The 26755-nt window shown below is 44.7% G+C and carries 23 protein-coding genes and 1 tRNA gene; 12 read left to right on the plus strand and 12 right to left on the minus strand.

Features of this window, described 5'->3' with window-relative positions:
• The first annotated feature begins 188 nt into the window (after window positions 1–188).
• Window positions 189–1118: a ribose-phosphate pyrophosphokinase gene (locus CSUNSWCD_RS09300; protein WP_009496225.1), complete on the plus strand. Its 930-nt coding sequence runs from the start codon at window positions 189–191 to the stop codon at window positions 1116–1118.
• A 499-nt stretch (window positions 1119–1617) separates the two neighbouring features.
• Here the strand turns inward: CSUNSWCD_RS09300 and CSUNSWCD_RS09305 are convergent, their stop codons facing one another.
• The 10 genes from CSUNSWCD_RS09305 to lepA all read right to left on the minus strand — a co-directional run bounded on the left by CSUNSWCD_RS09305 (window position 1618) and on the right by lepA (window position 12681).
• Window positions 1618–2121: a YqhA family protein gene (locus tag CSUNSWCD_RS09305; protein ID WP_009496227.1), complete on the minus strand. Its 504-nt coding sequence runs from the start codon at window positions 2119–2121 to the stop codon at window positions 1618–1620.
• 405 nt (window positions 2122–2526) lie between these two features.
• Window positions 2527–3552 (minus strand): aspartate-semialdehyde dehydrogenase, encoded by a 1026-nt coding sequence (locus CSUNSWCD_RS09310; RefSeq protein WP_034964778.1) that lies wholly within the window; start codon window positions 3550–3552, stop codon window positions 2527–2529.
• Between the two features lie 316 nt (window positions 3553–3868).
• Window positions 3869–5038 (minus strand): sigma-54-dependent transcriptional regulator, encoded by a 1170-nt coding sequence (locus CSUNSWCD_RS09315; protein WP_009496231.1) that lies wholly within the window; start codon window positions 5036–5038, stop codon window positions 3869–3871.
• 3 nt (window positions 5039–5041) lie between these two features.
• Complete coding sequence (locus CSUNSWCD_RS09320) at window positions 5042–5440, minus strand: hypothetical protein (protein ID WP_009496232.1); 399 nt, start codon at window positions 5438–5440, stop codon at window positions 5042–5044.
• Window positions 5416–5922 carry an LPP20 family lipoprotein gene (locus CSUNSWCD_RS09325; protein ID WP_009496234.1) on the minus strand — a complete coding sequence of 169 codons (507 nt, stop codon included), beginning with the start codon at window positions 5920–5922 and terminating at the stop codon, window positions 5416–5418. Before CSUNSWCD_RS09325 ends, CSUNSWCD_RS09320 begins: the two co-directional genes overlap by 25 nt.
• Window positions 5923–5995: 73 nt before the next feature.
• Complete coding sequence (gene gyrA / locus CSUNSWCD_RS09330; RefSeq protein WP_009496242.1) at window positions 5996–8614, minus strand: DNA gyrase subunit A; 2619 nt, start codon at window positions 8612–8614, stop codon at window positions 5996–5998.
• A 185-nt stretch (window positions 8615–8799) separates the two neighbouring features.
• The gene (locus CSUNSWCD_RS09335; protein WP_009496243.1) at window positions 8800–9372 is read right to left on the minus strand and encodes a ComF family protein; all 573 of its coding nucleotides are present in this window, start codon (window positions 9370–9372) and stop codon (window positions 8800–8802) included.
• Window positions 9372–9932, minus strand: a complete 561-nt coding sequence (locus CSUNSWCD_RS09340) for a YajG family lipoprotein (protein ID WP_009496244.1) — start codon at window positions 9930–9932, stop codon at window positions 9372–9374. Before CSUNSWCD_RS09340 ends, CSUNSWCD_RS09335 begins: the two co-directional genes overlap by 1 nt.
• Before the next feature lie 9 nt (window positions 9933–9941).
• Window positions 9942–10631 carry a hypothetical protein gene (locus CSUNSWCD_RS09345; protein ID WP_034964780.1) on the minus strand — a complete coding sequence of 230 codons (690 nt, stop codon included), beginning with the start codon at window positions 10629–10631 and terminating at the stop codon, window positions 9942–9944.
• Between the two features lie 259 nt (window positions 10632–10890).
• Window positions 10891–12681: a translation elongation factor 4 gene (gene lepA / locus CSUNSWCD_RS09350; RefSeq protein WP_009496246.1), complete on the minus strand. Its 1791-nt coding sequence runs from the start codon at window positions 12679–12681 to the stop codon at window positions 10891–10893.
• Between the two features lie 139 nt (window positions 12682–12820).
• On the opposite strand from lepA, the gene CSUNSWCD_RS12040 reads away from it, so the two are divergent.
• Window positions 12821–16000 (plus strand): N-6 DNA methylase, encoded by a 3180-nt coding sequence (locus tag CSUNSWCD_RS12040; RefSeq protein ID WP_009496247.1) that lies wholly within the window; start codon window positions 12821–12823, stop codon window positions 15998–16000.
• A 15-nt stretch (window positions 16001–16015) separates the two neighbouring features.
• On the opposite strand, the gene CSUNSWCD_RS09360 is transcribed toward CSUNSWCD_RS12040, so the two are convergent.
• Window positions 16016–16972, minus strand: a complete 957-nt coding sequence (locus CSUNSWCD_RS09360; RefSeq protein ID WP_009496249.1) for a cation diffusion facilitator family transporter — start codon at window positions 16970–16972, stop codon at window positions 16016–16018.
• A gap of 51 nt (window positions 16973–17023) precedes the next feature.
• Window positions 17024–17158, minus strand: coding sequence for a hypothetical protein (locus CSUNSWCD_RS11915; RefSeq protein WP_009496251.1), 135 nt, complete (start codon window positions 17156–17158; stop codon window positions 17024–17026).
• A gap of 165 nt (window positions 17159–17323) precedes the next feature.
• Between CSUNSWCD_RS11915 and CSUNSWCD_RS09365 the strand changes: the two genes are divergently transcribed.
• The 10 genes from CSUNSWCD_RS09365 to CSUNSWCD_RS09415 all read left to right on the plus strand — a co-directional run bounded on the left by CSUNSWCD_RS09365 (window position 17324) and on the right by CSUNSWCD_RS09415 (window position 26738).
• The gene (locus CSUNSWCD_RS09365; RefSeq protein WP_009496252.1) at window positions 17324–17698 is read left to right on the plus strand and encodes a cupin domain-containing protein; all 375 of its coding nucleotides are present in this window, start codon (window positions 17324–17326) and stop codon (window positions 17696–17698) included.
• A 323-nt stretch (window positions 17699–18021) separates the two neighbouring features.
• Window positions 18022–18444 carry an Rrf2 family transcriptional regulator gene (locus CSUNSWCD_RS09370; RefSeq protein WP_009496254.1) on the plus strand — a complete coding sequence of 141 codons (423 nt, stop codon included), beginning with the start codon at window positions 18022–18024 and terminating at the stop codon, window positions 18442–18444.
• 119 nt (window positions 18445–18563) lie between these two features.
• Window positions 18564–19862 carry a dicarboxylate/amino acid:cation symporter gene (locus CSUNSWCD_RS09375; RefSeq protein WP_009496256.1) on the plus strand — a complete coding sequence of 433 codons (1299 nt, stop codon included), beginning with the start codon at window positions 18564–18566 and terminating at the stop codon, window positions 19860–19862.
• Between the two features lie 48 nt (window positions 19863–19910).
• Window positions 19911–20933 (plus strand): uroporphyrinogen decarboxylase, encoded by a 1023-nt coding sequence (gene hemE, locus CSUNSWCD_RS09380; RefSeq protein WP_009496258.1) that lies wholly within the window; start codon window positions 19911–19913, stop codon window positions 20931–20933.
• Between the two features lie 514 nt (window positions 20934–21447).
• A complete protein-coding gene (locus CSUNSWCD_RS09385) occupies window positions 21448–22353 on the plus strand; it encodes a radical SAM protein (RefSeq protein ID WP_009496262.1) in 906 nt (301 codons plus the stop codon).
• A 116-nt stretch (window positions 22354–22469) separates the two neighbouring features.
• A tRNA-Asn gene (locus tag CSUNSWCD_RS09390) sits at window positions 22470–22544 on the plus strand.
• 268 nt (window positions 22545–22812) lie between these two features.
• On the plus strand, window positions 22813–23397 hold the full coding sequence (locus tag CSUNSWCD_RS09395) for a restriction endonuclease subunit S (RefSeq protein WP_009496264.1): 585 nt from the start codon (window positions 22813–22815) through the stop codon (window positions 23395–23397).
• Window position 23398: 1 nt separating this feature from the next.
• Window positions 23399–24889, plus strand: a complete 1491-nt coding sequence (locus CSUNSWCD_RS09400; RefSeq protein ID WP_009496266.1) for a type I restriction-modification system subunit M — start codon at window positions 23399–23401, stop codon at window positions 24887–24889.
• A complete protein-coding gene (locus CSUNSWCD_RS11580; protein ID WP_009496267.1) occupies window positions 24886–26013 on the plus strand; it encodes a restriction endonuclease subunit S in 1128 nt (375 codons plus the stop codon). Before CSUNSWCD_RS09400 ends, CSUNSWCD_RS11580 begins: the two co-directional genes overlap by 4 nt.
• A complete protein-coding gene (locus CSUNSWCD_RS09415; protein WP_009496268.1) occupies window positions 26010–26738 on the plus strand; it encodes a DUF3800 domain-containing protein in 729 nt (242 codons plus the stop codon). Before CSUNSWCD_RS11580 ends, CSUNSWCD_RS09415 begins: the two co-directional genes overlap by 4 nt.
• Window positions 26739–26755: the final 17 nt, after the last annotated feature.

Consider the following 26755-nt stretch of genomic DNA (forward strand, 5'->3'; position numbering starts at 1 on the left):
CAAAAATAGCTCTGTTAAAGCAGTCGGCGCCGTATAGTTTTTAAAAAGATTATTTCGTCGGTAGCCCGAACTAGCACATCAAAAGCTCAAATTTGAGCCGACAAAAGATAAAATTTATCCGCAAAAATCTACGAATTTAAGTTTTAGTTCGGTAAAATTAGAGAAAAATTTTATAAAGGTTAATCGTTATGAGAGGTTACAAAATCTTTTCAGGCACCGCAAATCCGGCGTTTTCAAAGAAAATTTCGCACTATTTATCGCTTCCGCTTAGCGAAGCTACCGTAAAACGATTTAGCGACGGCGAGATCAGCGTGCAGATCGGCGAGAGCGTGCGCGGTAAGGATATTTTTATCATCCAGCCTACCTGCGCGCCCGCAAACGTAAATTTGATGGAGCTTTTGATCCTAACCGACGCGCTTAAGCGTAGCTCGGCTAGCTCGATAACGGCGGTGGTGCCGTATTTCGGCTATGCGCGCCAAGACCGCAAGGCTGCTCCTCGCGTGCCTATCACGGCAAAACTCGTGGCAAATATGATGCAAACGGCGGGTATCGACCGCGTCGTCACGATCGACCTTCACGCAGGCCAAATTCAGGGCTTTTTCGACATCCCGGTCGATAACCTCTACGGCTCGATCATCTTTAACGATCACATCAAAAACAAAAATCTCAAAAATCCTATCATCGCTAGTCCCGATATCGGCGGCGTCGCGCGCGCTAGAAGCGTCGCAAAAGCCCTAAATCTGGATATCGTCATCGTCGATAAACGCCGCGAAAAGGCCAACGAGAGCGAAGTAATGAACGTGATCGGCGACGTGGCGGGCAAGGACGTGATCTTGGTCGATGATATGATCGACACGGGCGGCACGATAGTAAAGGCGGCTAAAGTCTTTAAAGAGCGCGGCGCGACCTCGGTCATGGCGTGCTGCACGCATGCGGTGCTCTCGGGAAAAGCCTACGAAAACCTCGCAGATAGCGCGCTAGACGAGCTAGTAGTGACCGACACGATACCGCTTCGCGAAGAAAACGAAAAGATAAAAGTGCTCAGCGTTGCGCCGATTTTCGGCGAAGTGATCAGGCGCGTGTATCACAACGAAAGCGTAAATTCGCTATTTGACTGATTTTAGGTGGCGCTTTTGCCGCTATTTTTGATTAAAATACCCCTTGGCGGCGTATGCGGTAAGCGTGCGCCGTTTTTAAATTTACGGCTATTTTTTGAAACATAAAATTTAACTCCCGATTTGCAACCAGAAAATTCAAATCAATTTTGGTTTATGCCGTAAAGATGCGGGTCATGCCGATCAAATTTGACCGCGTCAAATTTACCCGAAAAAGCTAGAAATTAAACGTAACTTTTCACATTTTTTTCACGGAGTGAAAAGTGAAATAATTTATATCATTTATGCTTATCTTGTAATCCTAAATTTAATCTCTAAAGCCCATAAAATCGGCATTTATTACTAAAATAGAACTTAAATTTATATAGCTTTAAATTTGGCGAAATTTTGAAATCAAACTTAATGAGAAAGGTAAAATTTAAAAGTTATTCACATGCGGCACGGCGGTAAAATTTGAAGTGAAATTTAAAAAGCGAGCCCGAATCCAGGCTCGCAAAAAGCCTCAGTGCTCGCCTTTGTGTAGGAAATAAAGTCCCAAGCAAAGCGCCAAAATCGAGGCCGCAAGGTAGGTCATCTCAAGCGGAGTGGTGAAATTTGCGTGCAAAACGCGCTGGAAAAAGTTAACGATAAGCACCATGATGATGACTTTGCCTAGTTTATCTTTGAGCTCGTCGAGCGAGTGTACCTCGAGGACTTTGCTCTGTTTGGACTGCTTGAGCTCCTCGATCTCGGAGATAAACAGCTCATAAATGCCGAAGCTAAAGATGTAAAGCACGAGCGCCATGAGGTAGAGGTCGATCGCGCCCACGATGTCGCCGACGACGTCTGAGTGGAAGTTCTCGGGGTGAAAATCGCCGAAAAAGTAGTGATAAACGGCGACGAAAGCCTTGCCTACGTCGTAGCTGGCGATGACGAAAAGTACGATAGCGCCAAGCAAGCCAAAGACCACGGGCAGGAGCGTGAAGTTGTTGCTAAAGAGCAGGATTTTTTCAAAAGTTTTACGCATTAATTCCCTTTGTTAAAAAATAAAACGCGTATTTTATAATATTTTCCTTAAAGCTAGGACGTGGAGCAGGCTCTTGTTTAACGGTAAATTTGGGGCAGTGCGGCCGGGTCGTTTTTGTGGCGGAGTTAAATTTGAATTTTGTGGAGTTTTGCTTGTGAGCCATGCGTGGCGTCTGGACAAATTTGATTTTTTGGGGTTGTAAATTTAAGTACGATGAAGGTTTGTTGAATTTACCCGCTAAGCCTACTTGCGGTAGTTTGCACCGTAAAGATACGGGTGAATTTATGCGTCAAATTTTAAAAAAATAAAGCAAGTAAAATTTAGCCGAATCTACGCCAAGGCGAGGCAAGGCGCTCCCGTCAAATCAAAGCGTAAATTCGGCAAATTTAACAAAACGCGTGCGGGCTATTCCTGCATCTCTATCCATTTTTGCGCGATTCTTACGGCATTGGTCGCCGCTCCCACGCGGATCTGGTCGGCGCTGCACCATAGATGTAGGACGTTTTTGCGGTAGTTGTCCGTGCGGATGCGTCCGACGTAGGTCTCGTTGGTGTCGCTTGAGATGCTTGGCATTGGATATTTTTTCGCAGCAGGCTCGTCCACGACCACGATGCTAGGCGCCTTGCGCAGGACTTCGCGCGCAGCTGCGGCGTCCACGTCTCTGTCAAAATGAATCGTGATAGCCTCTGAGTGGCTGCGAAGCACCGGCACGCGCACGCAGGTCGCGCTCACTTCCATATTTTTGTGGAGGATTTTTTGGGTCTCATTGACCATTTTCATCTCTTCTTTGGTGTAGTCGTTGTCCAAAAATACGTCGATGTGCGGGATGACGTTAAAGGCTAGCTGGTGCGCGAAGACCTTCGGCTCGCACTCATCAAGCTTAAACTCGAAAAACTTTTGTAGCTGCGTGACTAGCTCCTCCATGCCCTCTTTGCCCGCACCCGAAGCCGCCTGATAGGTCGAGACGTCCACACGGTTGATTCCGTACGCGTCGTCTAGCGGTTTTAAAATTTGCACCATTTGGATGGTCGAGCAGTTTGGGTTGGCGATGATGCCGCGGGTTTTCCACTGCGCGATGTCCTGCGGGTTGCACTCGGGCACGACTAGCGGCACGTCCGCGTCCATCCTAAAGTGGCTGGTGTTGTCGATGACGACGGCGCCGCTGGCGGCTGCAAATTTGGCGTATTTTTCGGATACCGATCCGCCCGCGCTAAAAAACGCGATATCGATCTCGTGCTCGTCAAAAACCGTCTCGGTGAGCTCCACAACTTTGTGGCTTTTGCCTTTAAACTCTATCTGGGTGCCTGCGCTTTTTGCGCTTGCTAGCGGTAGTAGCTCGCCCACCGGGAAATCCACCTCCTCCATAACGCGGAAAAGCTCCTCTCCGACTGCGCCGGTTGCGCCTACGACGGCAACGTTAAATTTTCTCATTTTAGACTCCTTTATTTTTACTTCTCGGTCGGCAAAGCCGCCCTGCAACAAACCTATTTGGCTTGACGCAACGTTAAAGATTTATCGGGTTTCACGGACTAAATTTAGGTTTTTGACATAAAGCTAATCGCAATCGCTCTTACCCATTAAATTTAACTCAAATTTGCGGTCAAATTTAACTTCTTTTATATTCAAATTTGCCGCCCAAATTTGACGAGTCGCACGCCGCATTTTCAGCGTCGCCGTCTCGGCCGACTAAATTTAAAATTTAAGCTAAAATTTCGCTTATTTTACTCGCGTAAAGCTTAAATTTAAGCTATTTTCTGCTGCGAGCCTGCAAAAAAAGATCGCCCGGTTGTATTTCCTCGCCTTCGCTAAGTATCGCCGCTCGTTGCACGACGGAGATTAGCTCGCGGATATTGCCTGGAAAATCGTAGTTTTCAAGCTCTTTTACCGCCGCTTCGGAAAAGCTTTTTTCGCCGAGATTAAACTCCTCGCAGCTTTGTTTCAAAAAGCGCTCTGCGATAGGCAAGATCTCCTCTTTTCGCTCTCTTAGCGGCGGGATGGCGACTGGCACGGTGTTTAGGCGGTAAAACAGATCCTCTCTAAATTTACCCTCGCTGATCATCGCGGGTAGGTTCGCGTTTGTCGCGGATACGATACGAACGTCGATCTTGACGCTTTTTGTGGCGCCAAGGCGCGTGATCTCGCGCTCCTGGATCGCGCGCAGGAGCTTTGGCTGCAGATTTAGCGGCATCTCGCCGATCTCGTCTAAAAACAGCGTGCCGCCGCTTGCTAGCTCGAACTGCCCCTTTTTCATCGCCGAGGCGTCGGTAAATGCGCCCTTTTCAAAGCCGAAAAGCTCGCTTTCTATCAAATTTTCTGGGATAGCGGCCATGTTTATCGCGATAAACGGACCGTCCTTGCGCGGCGAGTTTTTGTGGATAAATTTGGCAAACAGCTCCTTGCCCACGCCGCTCTCGCCCATTAACATCGCCGAAGCGTCCGTTTTTGCGACGCGCGAGGCTAAATTTAACGCATTAGCAAGCGCGGGCGAGCTAGCGACGAAATCGGTCGAATCGGCCTGTAAATTTGACCCGTTTTGCGCGGCTTTTAGACTCGCAGCAGGCAGTTTTCGGCGTAAAATTTCGACCCTTTTTATCGCCTCGTACAGCGTTTGTGCGTCAAATGGCTTCGTGAGGAAGTCCTTTACGCCCAGGCGCACGCTCTCGATGGCTTTGTTTAGCGTCGCGTTGCCCGTCATTATAATGACGTCAAATTTACCCTCCAGGCGCTTGATGAACTCCAGTCCGTCCATCTGAGGCATGTTGATATCGGTGATGATGAGATCGACGTCCTCGCCCATTTTCTTAAGCGCCTCGACCGCGCTTTTATAGCTTTTGATTTTTAGATCGTCGTATTCGCTAAGCGCGATCTCTAGGGACTTGCGCATATTTATGTCGTCTTCTACTATTACGATGTTCATCTTTTACTCTTTGTTTTTAAATATGCTTATGATAGCCGAAGAGGGCTTAAATTTCACAGTAAAACGCACTGGAAATAGCGTGAGGTCGGTTGCGGAGTTCATAGTTTTGTTGCGTTGGACGAAGCGGTCTTCGACCTTAAATTTGTATGGCAAAAAGCACTCGAAAAGCTCGTTTTTATGTAGATTTAAAAACTCTAGCGAACTTTGCACAGGCCGCTTTGGGGCGTTTATTTCGCATAGATACTCGTACTCTAGCTCGCTTAGAACCATCGCTTTTGAAAGTGCGATATCGTCGTAAGCGACAGTGTGATTTTTAGTGGAGATTTTGGCCCAGAGGATAAACTCCTCCGAGCCGTAAAGAAGCGCCGCAGCGGCAATCAGTAAGCAAAAATTTCTTGCCACTTGCTTTGGTCTATTTTCATTTCCATTCTGACGCGATATAGCCCGTCTTTAAAGTCGTGCTCGACGATGGAAGCGTTTTTGATAAGGCCTGTTACTTGAGCCGTGATAGTCGAGTCTCTAAGCATCGCGTCTCTAACCGTATCTTTGGAGTTTATCTTGACTCCGTATAGCTTCTCGGCTAGCTGTCTGTGCGCATCGGCGATGGCAGCGCGTTTAGCTAGGGCTAGAGACTGGGCATGAGAGACGGTGTTGGTCGGAGCGATACCCTCGCCCACGGCGCCAAATACCGCATCGGCCGGTTCGATATCGTATATCATCTTTTCTTGTTTCATCACGCTTCTGATGTCTTCTTTATCGACCTTTTGGATGACGATGTCTTGCTTTGCCGATGTTGCGTCGTCGGAGGCAAAAGGGTTGTTAAAAGAGCAACCGCTCGTCAAAAATACTACTGCGCCTAAAACCGCGAATGTAATTTTTTTCATTCTTGAACCTTTAAATTTAGTTGTTTTTTTGTTTGCAAATTTACTAGCAAATTGTATTCCAAAAGCACTAAATTCATTCTAAATTTTCTAGCGTCTCTTCGCCGCTCTCATCCTCGCCATCGTCGGCTTTAGGACACTTGGCGATACTGACTACGTCGTCGCCGTCCACGTTTACGACGATGACGCCGCTAGTGTTACGGCCGGCTTTGCGGATGCTTTGCATATCGACGCGTATCATCTTGCCGCTTGAGGTTAGGGCCATCAGATCTTGTTCGTCATCGACCATTACGACGCCGATTAGATCGCCGGTACGATTCGTTAGCTTCATGCAGATTACGCCCTTGCCGCCGCGATTCGTTAGGCGGTATTCGTCTGCGGTGGTGCGTTTGCCGATACCTTTTTGAGATATGCTTAGCACCTCTTGATCGTTGTTTTCGATGACGGCTGCGCCTACGACCTCGTCGCCGGCTTCTTTAAATTTAATACCCGTCACGCCGCGAGCCGTTCTGCCCATCTGGCGGACTTTACTGAGTTTAAATTTGAGGCACATTCCCTTTTTGGTTACGATAAATAGCATTTTTTCGCTATCGTCGCTTCCTTCGGCCGCGTTTTCGTCGTTTTCTTCGCTATTTTCCTCATCGATCTGAGCTTCTATTGCCTCTATCTCGTTTATCTCGGTCTCTACGCCAAGCTCGTCGATTATATTTATCGGCTCTTCTTCGCCCTCGACGATGAGAGCCGTTACTAGCTCGTCGTTCTCGTCCAGGTTAATAGCGCGAACGCCGATAGAGCGGATGTTTTTAAATTCGCTCAAATTCGTGCGTTTTACGATGCCGTTTTTGGTGAAAAACGCGAGCGATTTGCTTTCGGCAAAATCAGTCGTCGGGATGATCGCCTTGATCTTTTCGTCAGGCTGTAGCTGGATGAGATTTACTACTGCTTTGCCTTTTGCCGTGCGGCTTCCTTCAGGGATCTTATAGACTTTGAGCCAGTAGAGCTGTCCGCGGTCGGTCACAAACATCAGCGTATCGTGAGTGTTGCTCGTAAAGAAACTCTCGATGAAGTCGTCGTCGTACGTAGTTACCGCGACCTTGCCTTTGCCGCCGCGTTTTTGCTTCTCGTACTGCTTGCTTGGCACGCGTTTGATGTAGCCTCGGTGCGTGATAGTTACGACCATGTTTTCGTTAGGAATGAGGTCCTCGATGTCGATATCGTCGTAATCATCCACGATCTCGGTGATGCGCGGTACTTTAAATTTATTTTTTATCTCAAGCAGCTCGTCTTTGATTAGTTTTTCTAGCAAGGTTTCGCTCTTTAAAATTTCATCTAGGCGCGCGATCTCGGCCATCAGTTCGGCTAGCTCGGCTTCTAGTTTCTCGCGCTCAAGTCCCGTTAGCTTGCTTAGTCTCATGTCTAGGATGGCATTTGCTTGTAGCTCGCTAAGGCCAAATTTTGCCACTAATCCCTCGCGAGCGCTAGGCGTATCGGCGCTATTTTTGATGAGCTCGATCACCTCGTCGATATTATCTAGCGCGATCTTTAAGCCCTCTAAAATATGAGCTCTAGCTCTAGCTTTTTCTAGATCAAATATCGTGCGGCGGATGATGACGGTTTTTCTGTGATTTAAAAATAGCTTCAAAAGCTCGATTAGGTTAAATACCTTCGGCTCTTTGTTGTTTATCGCCAGCATTATGACGCCAAAGGTGCTCTCCATCGTCGTGGATTTAAAGAGATTGTTTAGCACGATATCGCTCATAGCATCGCGTTTTAGCTCGATGACGACGCGGATGCCGTCCTTATCGGACTCGTCGCGCACTTCGCTGATGCCTTCGATCTGTTTTTCTTTGACTAGCTCGGCGATTTGCTCGATGAGGCGGGCTTTGTTCGTCTGATACGGTAGCTCGTCTACGACGATGACGTCTTTGTTCGGCTTTTTTTCGATATGAGTTTTGGCGCGTAGTTTGACGCGTCCTCGTCCCGTGCGGTAGGCCTCTATGATGCCTTTTTTGCCAAATATTATCCCGCCAGTCGGGAAATCAGGCCCTTTTATGTACTGCATCACCTCTTCTAGCGTCGCGTTTTTATTTTCAAGCACTAGCAAAAGTCCGTCTATCAGCTCGTCAAGGCTGTGCGGCGGGATATTCGTCGCCATACCGACGGCGATACCGCTAGAGCCGTTTAGTAGCAAATTTGGCACGCGGCTAGGTAGGACATCTGGCTCAGTCTCTCTGTCGTCGTAGTTTGGGATAAAATCAACCGTGTCTTTTTCGATATCGCGCAAGATTTCTTCGGTGAGATTGGTCATCCTAGCCTCGGTATAACGCATCGCCGCTGCGCCGTCGCCGTCGATGGAGCCGAAGTTTCCTTGTCCGTCAACCGCCGGATAGCGCATGGAAAATTTCTGCGCCATACGCACGAGTGCGTCGTAAACGGCCGTGTCGCCGTGCGGGTGGTATTTACCGATGACGTCGCCCACGATACGCGCGGACTTCATGTATGGGCTACGACTGCCGACTCCGAGGTTGTTCATCGCGTATAGGATGCGTCTGTGAACGGGTTTTAAGCCGTCTCTGGCATCTGGCAGGGCGCGACCGACGATGACGCTCATCGAGTAGTCGAGGTAGCTCGTTTTTATCGATTCTTCGATATCGACGGCTTGGATGTCTTGATTGTTTTCAAATATATTTTCCATATTTTTCCTTAAAATTTACTTGCCGATTTTAGCTTAAATTTGATAAAAACTTGCTAAATAGATATGCTTTCTAGTGGCTTGATGATGTTAAATTTGACCGAAATTTGGGGATGTTTGAGAATTTTACTTCGCTAGCTTTAAAATGCTAAATTTGAGTCCGCATTTTGCCTTGATTGAGTCAAATTTTAATACTTCGCATCCGCAAGCGTCAGCGCGAAAAGCACCTCGCAGCCGGCTTTTTGCAGCGTCCGTCTAGCTTCGTCTATCGTCGTACCCGTCGTCACGATATCGTCTATCAAGATAACGGGATATTTAGGCGTTTTTAAAAGCTTAAAATTTCGATGATTTTTTAGGCGAAAGGCGAGATCCTTGCCGTGGTAGCTGACGTTTGAGCTCGCGTGCAAGCAGGCGTAAATCGGGCGGACGTCGCGACTTTTTAACGCGCGAGCTAGGATTGCCGTATGCGAGTAGCCGCTAGTCGTTTTGTCGTCGATCGGCACGGCGTTTACGGGATAGCCGAAGCTAAATTTGCGAGCAAAAATCTTAAAACTCAAATTTGCGAGCGCGCCGTAGACGAAAGAGCCGTGAAATAGGTGCTTTGAGTGGAGTAAATTTTTAACCTCGGAGTAGTCAAAAAAGCTGTAAATTTTAAAATCGCCGTCCAAAACGCGCGTTCTTGCGGGCGAGGCGAGCAGGTGATCTTTGCAAATTTTACAGATCACGCCCAGACTCAGATGCCCGCAGTTAGCGCATCTCATCAGCTTTTTAGGATCTGGATCGCCGCGCGTTTTACGATGTCTTGTAGTAGCTCGTCAAAGAAGCTCTTAAACGCGCCGCTCGTGTGAATCGGGGCAAATTTGGTCTGCTCCTGCGAGACGTTTTTGGTGATGGTCTGATCGCCTCTATGCACCGTTATAGCAAGCTTTGCTGAGCCTTTTAGGTTGTCGGTGGAGTAGCCGCTTAGATTTGCTTTAAGCTCGACGATCCGCACGTCCACGACGATATCGCCAAAGTCGCTCAAATTTGCTCCCAGGCGCTTTAGCTCGGTACTAAGGCCGTCTTGCAGCCAGCTCTCGATGCTGTTTTGTAGTGTGACGTACTCCTTGACGTTGCCGTTACTGCCCGTGATCGTGGCGACAATGCTTTTGTTTGCGCGAGCGTCCTCGATGCTATTTATACGGATATTTTTTTGGTAGCCCATCTGGTTTGAGGTTGATTGATACGGAGTCAAATTCAACACCGAGCTACGCTGCGAACATCCGCTCATGACTGCGGCAAAAAGCGCGGTGGCAAGGGTGTAAAAAGCTAATTTTTTCATATTTTTCCTTTATAGTTTTGATATCTCTTCGGCGGCTTTGTTGGCGGCTTGTTTAACGAGAAGGTAGACGTAGAGGTTAAAATCCTCAGTGTCCTCGGCCTCAAGCTTGCGTACGTCTTGTCTGGTGGAGATGTTTAGCACGCGGGTTTTGTTTATGTTTTTGACGCCTAGTTTGCCTTTCATCGCCGCGCTTAGATACTGCGACGGCTCGCTATACGAGGCTGTGTAGTCGGTAAATGCAAAATCTACGCGGTAGGTGTACGGCGAGGTCTGGCTATCCACGACCATGATTCCGCGGTTTAGCAGCTCGTCTTGTAAGAAAAGATGAAAAAGCCTCTCAAGGCGCTCTTTTGGATAGAGCATTTTCGCGCCGTTTTTGGAGATAAATTTTATGCCGCTATCCGCTGCTCTTTCGTCGGCTATTTTATGGATATAGACTTTTTTGATGGCCGCGTTCGTGTCGATCCTGCTTTGAGCGATGCAGCATTTTATCGCCACGTCGCTGGTGTAGTCCGTGCCGTTTATCTTGATGCCCTGACCGCCGCTAGCACACGAGGAACAGTCTGCTTTGATACGCATTACCTCTTTGTAGCCTTTTGCGTTGCCTTCGCTAGTTTGAGCGACCTCCGGCGAGCTCTCGAATAGCCCGAAGCATCCCGTAAAAAGGAACGCCGCAAATAAAAGTATAAAATTTTTCATAAAAATCCTTTCGTAAATTTTACATTGCACAAGCAAAATTCTATCCAAATTTGAGATGAATTTCCAAATTTGCGTAAAATTTGAAGGAAATTGGAAATTCGTATAAATTTTATTAAATTTGATTTTTGAGATTTTAAAAGCGGATATAGTGCTAAATTTAGCATTTTCGCGGTGCGGGTCTGGGCGAGTCAAATTTACAAATTTGACGCGAGATAATAAAAGCGGCCGCGAGCGCAGCAAAAACGCTCGCAAGACGCCGCTAGTCTATTTTCAAAACGCTTAAAAACGCCTCTTGCGGCAAATTTACCTTGCCGATAGCTTTCATACGCTTTTTGCCCTCTTTTTGCTTTTCTAGCAGCTTGCGCTTACGCGTGATATCGCCGCCGTAGCACTTGGCGGTTACGTTTTTGCCCATCGATTTTACGGTTTCGCGCGCGATGACTTTGTTGCCGATGCTGGCTTGAATAGCCACCTCAAAGAGCTGGCGCGGCACGATCTCTTTCATCGCTTTGACGAAGTCGCGCCCCTTGGACTGGGCTTTACTTTCGGGCACGATGATGGAGAGCGCATCCACGGTCTCGCCCGCGACCTTGATATCAAGCTTTACCAGGTCGCCCACGCGGTAGTCGCTAGGCTCGTAATCAAAGCTCGCGTAGCCTTTGGTGCTCGATTTTAGCTTGTCGTAAAAGTCCATCACGATCTCGTTCATCGGGATGTCGTACTCGAGCAGCACGCGCTCGGGTGTGATGTAGTCCATCTTAGTCTGCACGGCGCGGCGATTGTTTAGCAGCGTGATGATGTTGCCCAAAAACTCGCTTGGCGTGATGATGGTGGACTTGACGTAGGGCTCTTTGACGTGCTCGATTTTATTGACCGGCGGGAGCTGGCTAGGGTTTTGGATGCGTAAAATTTGACCGTCGGTCTGCACGACTTCGTAGGTGACGGTCGGTGCCGTGGCGATGAGATCGAGGTCAAATTCGCGCTCCAAACGCTCCTTGATAACCTCCATGTGCAGTAGTCCCAAAAATCCGACGCGAAAGCCAAACCCTAGCGCGACCGAGGTCTCTGGCTCATAGCTGATCGAGCTGTCGTTTAGCTTTAGTTTATCCAGAGCGTCGCGTAGGTCCTCAAATTTATCCGTTTCGATCGGATAAAGTCCCGCAAATACGAACGGCTTAGCCCGCTCAAAGCCGCCGACGGGCTCTTTTACGGGATTACGAGCCAGCGTGATGGTATCTCCTACCTGCACGTCGCTCACGTTTTTTAGCCCCAGCACCACGATGCCGACCTCGCCCGCGCCCAAATTTGCCGTTTTTATCGGCGCGATCGGGTTTGGATACATGAGGTCTAGCACGATGTGTTTTTTGCCCGTGCCCATGACTAGGATCTCGTCGTTTTTCTTTAGCTCGCCGTCATAGACGCGCACGAGCGCCAGCGCGCCTAGGTAGTTGTCAAACCAGCTGTCGTAGATGAGCGTTTTTAGCGGTTTTTCCGTCTCGCCGCCAGGAGAGGGGATGCGCGTGATGATGGCTTCTAGCAGATCTTTGATGCCTATGCCGCTTTTGGCGCTAACCTCGATCGCGCCGCTGCAGTCAAGCCCTATAACGTGCTCGATCTCGTTTTTTACGCGAGCGGGATCTGCTGCGGGGAGATCGATTTTATTTATGACGGGGATGATTTCGAGGTTGTTTTCAAGTGCTATGTAGACGTTTGCGATAGTCTGCGCCTCTACGCCTTGACTGGCATCCACTACGAGCAGTGCACCCTCGCAGCTAGCAAGAGAACGGCTCACCTCGTAGCTAAAGTCCACGTGGCCCGGGGTGTCGATCAAATTTAGGACGAAATTTTCGCCGCCGAGCGCGTAATTTAGGCGTACGGACTGAGCCTTGATCGTGATGCCGCGCTCTTTTTCTATGTCCATCGTGTCCATGATCTGCGAGCTCATCTCGCGGTCGCTGACGGCGCCGCACTCCTGGATGAGGCGGTCTGCAAGCGTGGATTTACCGTGGTCGATGTGAGCGATGATGCTAAAATTTCTGATGTTTTTCATTTACTCTTTTACTTTTTTGTTAAATTTTTGGCTTTTATTTTGCCTAAAATTGATTTAAAGTCTGCATAATTTTTATTTTAAACATTAAGTAAAAAATCGCTAAAATCGTAAATTTTAAAATCAAAAAAAGAGGCGCAAGATGACAAATACTCGAAGTGTAGAACCAAGTGTGGCAGATGCGATAAATTCACAGCTAAAAACATATAGGCTTGATTATAAACTAGAACAAGAGTCATTAAATAGCGAGATAGACAGCGCCCTACAAGAGTATTTTACTAAAAGCGGCGGTAAGGGTGGCAATCGTCCTGACGCTAAACTGCTTTTGCAAGATGGCGGCTTAAATTTTTATCCCGTATTGATTGGATACAAAGGCTATGAAGATAAGTTAGAAAAGCTAGACGCCGACGGCAATGTAGAAAATCGTACCGCCAAAAATGAGCCAAATTTTAAAAACATTAAAGATTACGCGGTTAATGGCGCGGTGCATTACGCAAATGCGCTTTTGCACCACACGAGTTACACCGACATAATCGCTATAGGAGTTACTGGATATAAAGATAGCAAGGATAAATTGCAAACTAAAATCGGTGTTTATTATGTTTCAAAATCAAATTTGGGAGTAGGGCGTAAAGTAGGCGATTTTACCGATTTATCATTTTTAGAAAAGACGCATTTTAGCGATTTTACTGATAAGCTTAAAAATCTAAATTTAACCCCCGACGAACTAGAAAAAATCAAGCAAAAGCGCGAAAAAGAGATCGCCGCGAGTTTAGTAAAATTAAATAACGACATTTATAGCAATGAAAAAGGACTTGGAGAAAATGATAGAGTTTATCTGGTTGCAGCCTCAATCATCGCCACTCTTGGCATTCCAGGCAAAGTCGCTCCGCTCGAAAAATCAGAGCTAAAATCATCAAGCGAAAGAGGCAATACCGACGGCGAAATTTTAATGCGAAAGATAAGAGCCTTTTTAAACGAGAAAAATTTGCCGAGCGAAAAGAAAGAGCTTATCATCCGCACTCTTTCAAACACGATACTAACCGATAATATAAATAAAATTTCAAACGGCGAAACTCAACTAAAACGCGTTTTTTCAAAAATAGTCGATGATCTGGGGATTTATTACAAAATCGGACTAACCACCGATTTTACGGGCAAGCTTTTTAACGAGATGTATTCGTGGCTGGGCTTTACGCAGGATAAACTAAACGACGTAGTGCTTACGCCATCATACGTCGCTACGCTTTTGGCTAAACTTGCCCGCGTGAATAAAGACAGCTACGTTTGGGACTTTGCGACCGGTTCGGCGGGGCTTTTGGTTGCCGCGATGAACGAAATGCTAAAAGACGCTAAAAATAGCATAGCATCTCCTGATCAGCTAACCAAAAAAGAGGCGCATATTAAGGCATATCAACTTTTAGGCTTGGAGCTGCTATCAAGCGTCTATATGCTCGCGGTTTTAAATATGATAATGATGGGCGATGGAAGCTCTAATATCCTAAATAAAGATAGTTTGACTGACTTTGAGGGCGTTTACGGCTTCGGTAAAGACGACGAAAAATTTCCCGCAAATGCTTTTGTGTTAAATCCTCCGTATTCGGCGCCGGGCAACGGGATGGTATTCGTCGAAACGGCGTTAAATATGATGAACGGCGGCTATGCGGCGATAATTATTCAAAATTCCGCCGGTAGCGGCAAGGCAAAAGAGATAAATAAAAGGATTTTAGCTCGCAATACCTTAATCGCAAGCATAAAAATGCCGATCGATCTTTTCGTCGGTAAATCAAGCGTGCAGACGAATGTCTATGTCTTTAAAGTCGGCGAAAAGCACGAAAAAGACGAAATAGTAAAATTTATAGACTTTTCAAACGATGGCTATACGCGCTCAAACCGCAAAAAAGCCAGTAATAATCTAAGGGATACGGATAGAGCCAAAGAGCGTTACGAGGAGCTTGTAAATTTGGTCCGTTTCGGCGCAAGCAAACTTGAAATTTTCACGCAAAACGAATATTACGAAGCGACGATTGATCCGAGCAATGGTGCCGACTGGAATAAATCTCGCCCCGTAGATACTATGCCGACACTAGCCGATTTTAAAAAGACCGTGAGCGACTACCTAAGCTGGGAAGTGGCGCAAATTTTAAAAAAGGATAGTCCCAAGCAAAGCTTAATTAGCGAAAGGATTGCAAATTTAGAGCGAGAATTTAAAACGAGTGGCGGGAAATTTGAAAAAATTAGGCTTGATAAATTATTTAATGTGAAGTCAAATCCACAACTAAATAAAGATAGTTTTAATTTTTCTGAGAATGGAGTTTATCCATATTTCACAAGAACAGTTTTAAATAATGGTATTGCAGGCTATGTCGATTATTTGGATGAGGAGCATAAAATATCAGGCAATTCACTGGCGGTTGGAATGCTTGGGATGCAGTTTTTTTATATGGAAAAGGATTTTTACGCGGGGCAGTTTACTAAAACTATTTATCCAAAATTTGATTATTTTAATAGCAAGGTAGCTCAATATTTTATAGTTCTTTTAAATAAAAATCAAAAAATTTATCAAGGTAGTTTAGTTAGAGATTTTGAAAGACTTTTCTATAATACAAAAATTCTTTTGCCGACGTTAGGTGGCGAGATAAATTTTTCCTTTATGGAAAAATTTATCGAAGAGCTCGAACGCGAACGCGTCGAAGAGCTCGACGCGTATCTTGCGGCAACTGGGCTTAAAGATTATAAGCTAACCGAGAAAGAAGAGGATGCTTTGGCTAAATTTGACGAATTTAGCCAATGGGGGGGGGTAGCGAGTAAATTTACTACCTTAGAAACATTATTTGACAATATCAAACAAGGTAGAAGGCTAAAAAAAGAAGACCAAAAAGATGGATTAGTACCGTTTGTAATGGCTGGAGTAACGAATACCGGTGTCGTAAATCATATATCAAATCCAGTAGTTACCTTTCCTAGAAATTCGATAACCGTTGATATTTTTGGAAATACATTTTATAGAAATTATGATTTTGGAGCAGGGGACGATACGGGTGTTTATTGGAACGAAAGTAAGGAATATTCGCAAAGTGTGATGCTTTATTTTGCTGCGGCTATATCAAGGTCGTTGCGGGGTAGGTTTTCTTACGGCAAGAAACTAAGAAGCTCACAAAGTTTAAAATTTAAAATCAATCTTCCAGCCGTAAACGACCGAATCGACTACGAATTTATGGAAAATTTCATAAAAGCTATCGAAAAACTGGTCATAAAAGACGTTGTGCAGTGGACGGATAAAAAGATAGAAGCAACTAAAAAGGTCGTTGCTAAAATTTAGCCGCATTCGTTAATTTTAATGACTATGCCCTAAATGTCCGCCCGCATCGTTTGACCTTACTTCGCAGATTAGCTCGTCAGCGCATTCGTTATTGCTGCTCTCAACCTGCAGCGTCGTGTGCGTGATGCCTAGATGCTCCATTTCGTGTGATATTTCGGCCATGATCCGTTCCGCCTCGCGCACGCTCAGCTCGCCGCTGACCACTACGTGAGCCGTGAGCGCGTTTGCGCCGCTTGTTATGCTCCAGACATGTAGGTCGTGCACCGAAAGCACGCCGTCCACGCCCCTGATCTGCGCGACGAGCGCGTCTAGGCTCACGCCTTTTGGCGAGCCCTCCATGAGGATGTTTAGGCTGTCTTTTAGCACGCCCCAGCCGCTTTTTACGATGAGCACGGCCACGAGCAGGCTAGCCGCCGCGTCCGCCCAGCCCCAGCCAAAGCACATCATCAGCACAGCCGCCGCGATCGCGCCCACCGAGCCCGCAGCGTCGCCCAGCACGTGCATGTAGGCGCCGCGCATATTGACGTTTTCTCTCACGTCGCTGCCGCGCAGCATATAATAGGCCACGACGATATTTACGGCAAGACCCAGCGTGCTGATGATAAGCATCCCAGTGGTGGCTACTTCTGGCGGATTTTGCAGGCGCCGCGCCGCCTCGATGACGATAAAAACGGCGATGACGATGAGCGTGACGGCGTTTATCGTCGCGGCTAAAATTTCGATCCGCCTGTAGCCGAAGGTCTTTTGCAGATTGCCCTTGCGTTCGCCGAATTTAAACGCAAATAGCGAAAGCCCGAGCGCTGCGGCGTCTGATAGCATGTGCCCGGCGTCGGAGAGTAGGGCGAGCGAGTTCGTCGCTAAGCCGCCCGCGACCTCGACTAGCATAAAAGCGAATATTATAAAGAAAGAATTTCTTAAAACGACCTTGTTTGACGCGTGCGAATGTGCGCAGTGGGCGTGATTTTTGTGCATTTTGACCTCGTTTTTTGGCAAATTTTAGTTAGATTATACCCAAAAAAGCGCCTAAATTTTATCTATATCGCCTTCTAGTCCGGCATCCACGCGCTTGCCGATATCTTTTAGTTTGCTAAACTCCTCTATCAGCCTAGGCGCGTCGCTGGGGCTGATCGTAAGCCTTCTAAATGCGCTATTTTGCATAAAATTCCTTCGGTTAAAATCGCGCGGATTCTAGCTGATTTTAAATTTTGCGTCAATTTTTGCAGAATTTTGGCTGTAATTCTTGACATTACAACGAAATTTTATTATACTTCGCTTATCAGTTGTAAGTTATAGCATTACAACAAAAAATCTAAGGAGACAAAGATGTCAAACTACAAGATCGTTTCAACAAAAAACGAACCGAGAGTCGAGCTAAAAGACGCTCTAAATTTAAGCGGCTGTGAGCTTTCTATCAATGAGCTTCCGGCAAACGCGAGCGTGCCTTTCGTGCATTCGCACAAGCAAAACGAGGAGCTTTACTTGGTGCTAAAAGGCGGCGGTACGCTATTCATCGACGGCGAGGAAAAGGCGGTGGGTGAGGGCGATGCGATCCGCATCGATCCTGACGGCAAAAGGTGCTTCAAGGCGGGCGCGCAGGGGATGAAGTTTATCTGTATCCAGACCAAACGCGGCAGCCTGGAGCAATACACGATGAGTGATGGCGTGATAAACGAGGACGTAAAGCCAAGCTGGCTGTAAAATTCGCAAGGCGGGCGCGACAAATGCGGGCGTAAATTTTAAACTGCCATCTCGCCTGCGGGAGACTACGACGCAGATGGCGCTCGCACCGGCAAATACGTCCTTGGCAACGATCACGTCATATTAAACTCGCAAAACGAGAGCTATATCAGCTACGCCGATCTTGCGATCGCGATCATAGACGAGCTAAAAAATAGAAATTTCGTGCAAAAACGCTTTACCGCAGTCGGCAAGAGGGCGTGAGCTTAAAATTTTGCGTAATTTAGCTAAAATAACGCCGCACGAAACCAACGTGCGGTTTTAAATTTAAATCAAGGCCGGTTATGCAAATAGGACAAAAATTTTCCATCGCTATACATATATTGCTTAGCTGCGAGTTTTTTAAGGACGAGAAAAACACGAGCGAGTTTTTGGCCGGCACGATCGGCACGAACCCCGTCATCGTGCGAAATATAATCAGGCTTTTAAAATCGGCAAATTTGATAAACGTAAGCGCAGGTACGGGTGGGGCGAGTCTAGCTAAGAAGCCTGAGCAGATCACGCTTTTTGATATATTTTCGGCGGTAAATGAGGGCGAAAACGATATCTTTAAAATCCACAAAAACTCGCCGCCGCCTTGTCCGCTAGGAGGCAGGATCGGGGCGCTTTTGACGCCTAAATTTGCCTCCGCGAAGCAAGCGATGTTTGATAGCTTGGCGGGCGTAAATTTGCAAAATTTGCTAGACGAACTGGCGGCTAAAAACTAAAATTTGCGCCTTTTAATTTTTTCTCGTTTTAAATTTAATCCGTAATTCAAAAAACAGAAGTATTTGTAGTTTAAGAAAAATTTACTTATAATTCACGGATTAAATTTAAAGGAGATTTCGTGCAACCAAACGCTAAACGCGGAATAATCCAAAAATATTTCGAGGCGAATTTGCTTCTAAAAATTTTAGCCGGACTTATTTTGGGTGCCGTTTGCGGCATCATTTTTCAAGACGCAAAGGACGCGATAGTTATCCTAAAGCCTTTTGGCGACGTATTCATAAGACTTCTTAAAATGATCATCGTGCCTATCGTTATGGCCTCGCTCATCGTGGGCTGTAGCTCCATCTCACCTTCGGATCTTGGCAGAGTAGGGGCAAAGGTGCTGATTTTTTACATATTGACGTCGTTTTTTGCCATCATAGTAGGGCTTGCGGTCGGGCTTATCTTGGAGCCGGGAGCAGGACTACATATAACCGGCAGCGGCGACGTAGGCGGCAAAGCCGCAAATGCGCCTAGCATGTCGTCGATACTCGTAAATTTATTTCCAACCAACCCTTTTGAAGCTATTGCAAAGGGCGAAATTTTACAAATCATAACTTTTAGCCTATTTTTCGGCGTCGCGCTTTCGTTTTTAAAGGATAGCAAGGACGAGAGGCTTAGTAGGCTTGGAAATTTGATCTACGACGTATTTGACGGAATCAACCATATCATGTTTTACGTTATAAGATGGATCATGGAGTACGCGCCGTTTGGCGTTTTCGCTCTTATATTTATCGTCTTTTCACAGCAAGGCGTAAAGGCTTTCGGGCCGCTTTTGGGCGTCACGGTTAGCGCGTATATCGGCTTTGCGGCTCAAATTTTCGTCGTTTATTTCTTGATTTGCTTGATCGTTAAAATCAATCCGTTTAAATTTCTAAAAAAAGTTCGCCCGCCTATGTTAACGGCTTTTGTAACCAGAAGCTCGGGTGGAACGCTGCCTATCTCGATGAAAACGGCCGAAGAAGACATGGGTATCCCAAAGCAAATTTACGGCTTTGCGCTTCCCGTGGGCGCCACCGTAAATATGAACGGCACGATCATATATCTAGGTATCTGCGCGATGTTTATCGCTAACGCCGTGGGCGTGGAGCTTGACTCTGGGGCTAAAATGACCATAATACTAACGGCCGTCCTTGCTGCCGTGGGAACTGCCGGGGTGCCTGGAGCGGGCGCGATAATGCTTTTGATGGTGCTTGAATCAGTAGGTCTAAAAGTCGAGGGCGGAAGCGCGGTAGCTGCGGCGTATGCGCTGATTTTAGGTATCGACGCGATCCTTGATATGGGGCGCACGTCGATGAACGTGACGGGTGATATGCTGGGTGCGCTAGTGGTGGCTAAAAATGAAAAAAAATTAGACGAAAGTAAGTGGGCGGATTAGAATTTAATAAATATTTAGATAAAATCGCTAAAAATTTAAAGGAAATATATGATTTTCATCGACGCTTGTTTAAAAAAACCGACGCCCTATACGCCTGTTTGGATGATGCGCCAAGCTGGCAGATATCTGCCAGAATATATGGCTGTAAGAGCTAAAGCAGGGGACTTTTTATCACTTTGTAAAGACTATAAAAAAGCTAGCGAGGTCACGATCCAGCCGGTTGAAATTTTAGGCGTCGATGCGGCGATACTTTTTAGTGATATCCTCGTCGTGCCACTCGAGATGGGCATGGATCTTAAATTCGTCCAAGGCGAGGGTCCGGTATTTAGTGGTCCTATCAAGACGAAAGATGATCTGGATAGGCTGGACGTCCAAAAATCAATCAAAAATTTAGACTACGTATACGATACGATCAAGCTAACGCGCGAAAATTTGGCACATGATAAGGCTCTGATCGGCTTTTGCGGAGCGCCGTGGACGATAGCTACGTATATGATCGAGGGCGGCGGGACGAAAACCTATGCGGTCAGCAAGAAGCTTTTATATTCAAACCCTGAGTTTATGCATCAAATTTTAGCCAAGGTTACGGCCGCGCTCATAGGCTACATGAAAGAGCAGATAAAAGCTGGCGTAAATGCGGTGCAAATTTTTGACAGCTGGGCGGCTGCGCTTGAAGAGCAGGCTTATTTTGAGTTTGGATTTAGCTATATAAATAAGATAGTTGATAGCGTTAAGGCCGAATTCCCGCATATCCCAGTCATCGTTTTTCCAAAAGGCATAAGCGGATATCTGGATAAAATTTCAGGAAATTTTGACGTTTTTGGCGTAGATTGGAGCACGCCGATCGAGCTTGCAAAAGAAAAACTTAGTCCAAGATACGTCCTTCAAGGCAACATGGAGCCAACAAGGCTTTATAGTAAAAAGGCGATCGACGAAGGTGTGGATAAAATTTTAAGCACGATGAAAGGCGCGCCGCATATTTTCAACCTTGGTCATGGAATTTTACCTGATGTGCCAGTCGAAAACGCAAAATACTTTATCAAGGCCGTGCAAACAAGAAGCGCAAGGTAATATAAAGTAAATAGATAAGACGGAGGCGGCATCGGCATCAAATTTAAGATCATATGGCGCCATGCTTAATCTTATTTTAGGCTTTAAGTCGGCCGAATGTACGCAGGGCATCAACGATACGACAGAGAGTGATGGGGCCACAATATAATAGGTCAAGATCGACGAGTTGCCCAAGCAAAGCGTCCAGATCGTAAACATAGCATCGCAACCGTCATAGAGACGGCGCGGCAAAGGCGATCGTAGAAGGCATAAGAAAAGATTTAGCCATTTTGTCGTTTCTTTTTGCGTAGAGTTGTCAAATTTGACTCTTATGTATGATTTTTAAATTGGGGTAAAGCAAAATTTGAGCGAAACTAAATTTCCAAATTTTGCTTTATGCCTTTTTAAAAGTTTTTGTGTTTTTTGGTATTTGCTACTAAATCGGCTCAAATTTAAATACTTTTATTGTTATCCGCTTTAATAAAATTTATCCTCGCTTTTAGTATAATCGCGCATCTTAAATTTAGGAAAATCAATGCAAATCGTATTTGGTCCCGTTAGCTCGCGCAGGTTTGGCGTTTCGCTGGGTATCGATCTATCGCCAGCGCAAAAATGCTGTAACTTTGACTGCGTTTACTGTGAACTCACGGCGGCAAAACCCGTCGCGGAAATAGAAAATTCGCCTAGCGTAGAGCAAGTAATCGCCGAGGTGAAGGCCGCACTTGCCGTGCATCCGCATATCGACGTCATCACGCTTACAGCGAATGGCGAACCGACGCTCTACCCGGATCTGGCGCGGCTAGTAAGCGAGCTAAATTTGATAAAAGGTCCCGCCAAAACTCTCATCCTCTCAAACGGCTCGGGCGTGCTTGATCCTAAAATTTGCGAGGCGCTAAAGGGGCTTGATATCGTCAAATTTAGCCTTGATAGCGCGGTGCAAAAGACCTTTGCCAGGATCGACCGCTCGGGCGATAATATCGATGTTGGCGAGCTGGTGGCCACGATGGCTAAATTTAGGCGAGAATTCAAAGGCGAGCTAGTGCTTGAAATCCTGGTCGTAAAGGGGCTAAACGATACGAAGGTGGAATTTAAGGCGCTAAATGCGGCGCTAAATCAAATTTCACCAGCCCGCGTGGATATAAGTACCATCGACCGCCCTCCCGCATATCCGGTTAAGGGCGTGAGCCAGGAGCTCTTGCATGAGCTTGCGCAGCAAATTTCCGACGTACCGTGCGTCATAGCATCAGCAAAATACGGCGATGAAAAATTTGAGCTTAGCAAAGAGGAGCTACTTGAGCTAGTAAAACGCCGCCCGCAAAGCGAAAACGATGTAACAAATAGCTTCTCTGAAAGCTCGAAACAAAATTTGCATGAGCTTTTAGCGGACGGAAAGATAAAAATAGTAGATGCGGCGGGGACTAAATTTTACCGACTTGCGTGATTTTGCGGTAAAATTTACTCTTTTTTCTACTAATTTTTTGATATCCAAAAAATTTAAGCTAAAATTTATTGACAAACGGAGTTTTTTTGCCTATAATACGACTTCTTTTAAAACGTTCCGGATTAGCTCAGCGGTAGAGTAGTCGGCTGTTAACCGATTGGTCGCTGGTTCGAATCCAGCATCCGGAGCCATTTTGCTATTAAATCCATTCAAAATCCAAATTTTAAAATAATTTCAGCAGTTTTCCAATCTTTATTTAATATTCTAAAATATTTCAGAACAATTTATTTCACCATCAAATATTTTACAAATCAAAATTCGATCAAACAAATTTCACCTCACTATATTATTTCTATTGTATTACTTGTCAATAGTATTAAAAATTCTTGATATTTTTTACTTTACATGATATACTTCGGCTAGTATTATTTAAAAAATAATACACAAAAAGGCTCTAAAATGATAAATTTAAGCAAAATAGCCGAAATAAAAACCGGCTTAGTGTTAAGCAGAAAAAAGGCTGAGGCGCATAGCCCGTCCGAGCACTCGTATAAAATAGTCTCGCTAAAGTCGTTTACAGAAGATGCCATTTACGACGATGCTTTTGCAGATGAATTTATATCTAGCGAGCAAATCAACGAGGAGTATAAAGTAAGCCTTGGTGATGTTTTGCTGCGGCTTAGAGAGCCGAATTTTGCCGTTTATATAGACAAGGAGTATAGCGACCTCGTCTATACGTCTTTGATGGTTCGCATAAGGATTAAAAGCGATAAATTTGATCCGCATTTCGTGGCGCATTATCTAAATAGCAGCGCCGTTAAAAGAGTCCTTGCGCCAGATGTTTCAGGCACTACAATAGCGATGATAGGTGTTGCAAGCATAAATAACATAAAAATACCAACCATAAATTTGCAAACCCAAAACAAGATAGTAAAATACCTAAATTTAGCTCGCGAGGAGAGCGAAATTTTGCAAAATTTAGCAGCCCAAAAGCAAAAATACCACAAAAGTATATTTGAAAATTTAATAAAAGAGGAGAACTAAGATGCAAAAGACCACACAAGATGCCATAAATAACGTCGTTTGGAAGGCTTGCGACACATTTCGCGGCACGATGGACGGAAGCGATTATAAAGACTATGTCTTAACGATGCTTTTTGTTAAGTATCTATCTGATTTTTATAAAGAAAAGCTTGAATTGCTTAAAGCCGAATACGGCGATAAGAGTGATAGGATCGAAGCAAAGCTAAAGAAAGAGAAATTTAAGCTTGATGAGAGTTGCACCTTTGAGTATCTTTTAGCACACAAAGAGGCTGCAAATTTAGGCGAGATAATGAACAAAACGCTAGAAAAGATCGAAGAGGACAACAAAGATAAGCTTGAAGGCATCTTTAGAAGCATCGACTTTAATAACAAAAACAAGCTTGGGGACACGAAAGAGAGAAACGCTATCTTGCAAAATTTGCTCGAGGACTTTAGCGACACTAGGCTAGATCTTCGCCCATCTATGCTTGAAGGCAACGACATAATAGGCGACGCATACGAGTATCTTATAGCTCACTTTGCAAGTGACGCTGGCAAAAAAGGCGGAGAGTTTTATACGCCAAGCGAGGTTTCGACGCTTCTTGCAAAGCTAGTTGAGCCAAAAGAGGGCGATATGATCTATGATCCTACTTGCGGCTCTGGCTCGCTTCTTATCAAGGCTTCAAAAGAGGTCGGTAGCAAAAATTTCCGCCTTTACGGACAAGAGAAAAACGGACAAACTCACGCACTTTGCAAGATGAATATGTTTTTGCACGAGATAAATGACGCCGTGATCGAGTGGGGCGACACGATCAGAAACCCGCTTCATCTGCAAGATAACCTTATCAAAACCTTTGACATAGTCGTGGCAAATCCCCCTTTTAGCCTCGATAAATGGGGTGCTGACTTTGCTGGGAACGATCCTTTTATGAGATTTGCTAGCTACGCTTTGCCGCCAAAGAGCAAGGGCGACTACGCATTTGTCGTGCATATGATAAAAAGTCTAAACAACAACGGCAAAATGGGCGTCGTGCTTCCGCATGGAGTACTATTTCGCGGGGCAAATGAGGGCAAGATCCGCCAAAAACTAATCGAAGAAAATTTACTAGACGCCGTCATCGGACTACCGGCAAATCTATTTTACGGCACGAGCATCCCTGCTTGCATACTCGTTTTTAAGAAAAACCGCACAAACGAAGACGTACTATTTATCGACGCTAGCAAAGAATTTGAAAAAGGCAAAAACCAAAACTCGCTAACCGAGCAAAATATCAAAAAGATAGTCACAACCTATAAAAACAGAAGCGAGATAGAAAAATACTCCCACGTAGCAAGCCTTAGTGAGATAAAAGAGAATGACTACAACCTAAACATCCCTCGCTATGTCGATACATTTGAAGAAGAAGAGCCTATCGATATCGAGGCTACAAAGGCTGAGATTTCACGCCTAGAAGCCGAGCTAAAAAGCGTTCAAGGCAAGATGAGCGAGTATCTTGCGGAGCTTGGGCTATGAGCGAATTTAAGAATTTACCAAGCGGATGGAAGGTCGTGAGGCTTGGGGAAATTTGCAATGTTAAACAAGGATTGCAAATCCCTATATCGGAAAGATTTTGTGAAAATGCACAAAATAGATATTTTTATATAACAAATGAGTTTTTAAAAGAAAAATCAGAAGTCAAGTATTATATTGAAAATCCGCCAGAGGGTACCATTTGTTTTTGTGATGATATATTGATGACAAGAACTGGTAATACTGGCATGGTTGTCACGAATGTTTTTGGTGTTTTTCATAATAATTTTTTTAAAATTGCATATGATAGACAACTTATCAAAAAAGAGTATTTTGTTTTTTTGCTTACTGGACCAAAAATACAAAACGAAATTTTAAAAAGAGCTGGGAGTTCAACAATACCAGACTTAAATCATGGTGATTTTTTAAGTATAAAAATTTCAATTCCGCCATTAGACGAGCAAGAAAAGATAGCGGAAATTTTATCTACTTGGGATGAGGCTATAAATTTAACTATAAATTTGATAGAAAGCAAAAAGCAGTTTAAAAAAGCCCTTATGCAAAATTTACTTACAGCCAAAATCCGCTTCCCTGAGTTTCAAGACGAGTGGCTAATTGTGAAATTGGAAGAGGTTTCTGAAATATATCAACCGCAAACAATTTCACAAAGTGAATTAACAGATAGTGGATTTGACGTTTATGGCGCCAATGGCATTATAGGAAAATATAGTAGGTATAATCACGAATTTGAACAAGTTGTTATAACTTGCAGAGGAAACACATGCGGTGCGGTTAATTTTACAAAACCAAAATCATGGATAACTGGTAATGCTATGGTTATAAATTTAGACAATTCAACTAAAGCTATAAAAACTTTTATTTATTATTTACTATCAAATACAAATTTCCAATATCTAATCTCTGGCTCAGGACAGCCTCAAATTACAAGTAACATTAGATATCATAAAATAAAACTTCCAAATTTAGACGAGCAACAAAAAATCGCAGAGGTTTTAACGGCTTGCGATGACGAGATAAATTTACTAAATTTAAAACTAGAAAATTTGAAAAAACAAAAACAAGGCTTAATGCAAAAACTACTAAGCGCAAAGGTAAGAGTAAAATGAGCCAATACGGCAAGTATATCGTATATGTAGATGAGAGCGGAGATCACTCCTTAAGCCCTATCAATAAAGAATATCCGGTGTTTGTCTTGGCTTTTTGTATATTTGAAAAACATAAATATAGCATAGATATAGTGCCTAAACTTAAAGAATTTAAATTTAAGCATTTTGGACACGATATGGTTGTATTGCATGAAAATGAGATAAGACGAGATAAGGGGGAATTTAAAATACTAAACTCTAAAGATAAAAAAGATAGTTTTATATCTGAGCTAACAAATATTATAGAAAATGCCGAATTTACTCTTATTTCAGCCGTTATAAATAAAGAAAAACTCGGAAGCGGAGTTGGTAGCCCTTACGATCTAGCTCTTAAATTTTGCATGGAAAGAACATATTTTTTTCTAAGAGATAAAAACGAAGCAAATAATATAACGCATATAGTGGTGGAGCAAAGAGGAAAAAGGGAAGATGAAAGCTTGGAGCTTGAGTTTAGAAGAATTTGTGACGGATATAATTATAGGAGTATCAAAATGAACTTTGAAATAGTTATGGCAAATAAACTTAGTAATTCTGCAGGACTTCAACTAGCTGATTTAGTAGCAAGACCGATAGGACTAAATGTCATAAAGCCAGATCAAGAAAATAGAGCATTTGAAATATTGAAGCAAAAATTTAGAAGTAGCAATGGAGTTTATAATGGATATGGATATAAAATTTACCCATAAAAAACAAAAGCCCTTAG

The organism is Campylobacter showae CSUNSWCD (assembly GCF_000313615.1).
In the GTDB taxonomy this organism is placed as follows: Bacteria; Campylobacterota; Campylobacteria; order Campylobacterales; family Campylobacteraceae; genus Campylobacter_A; species Campylobacter_A showae_A.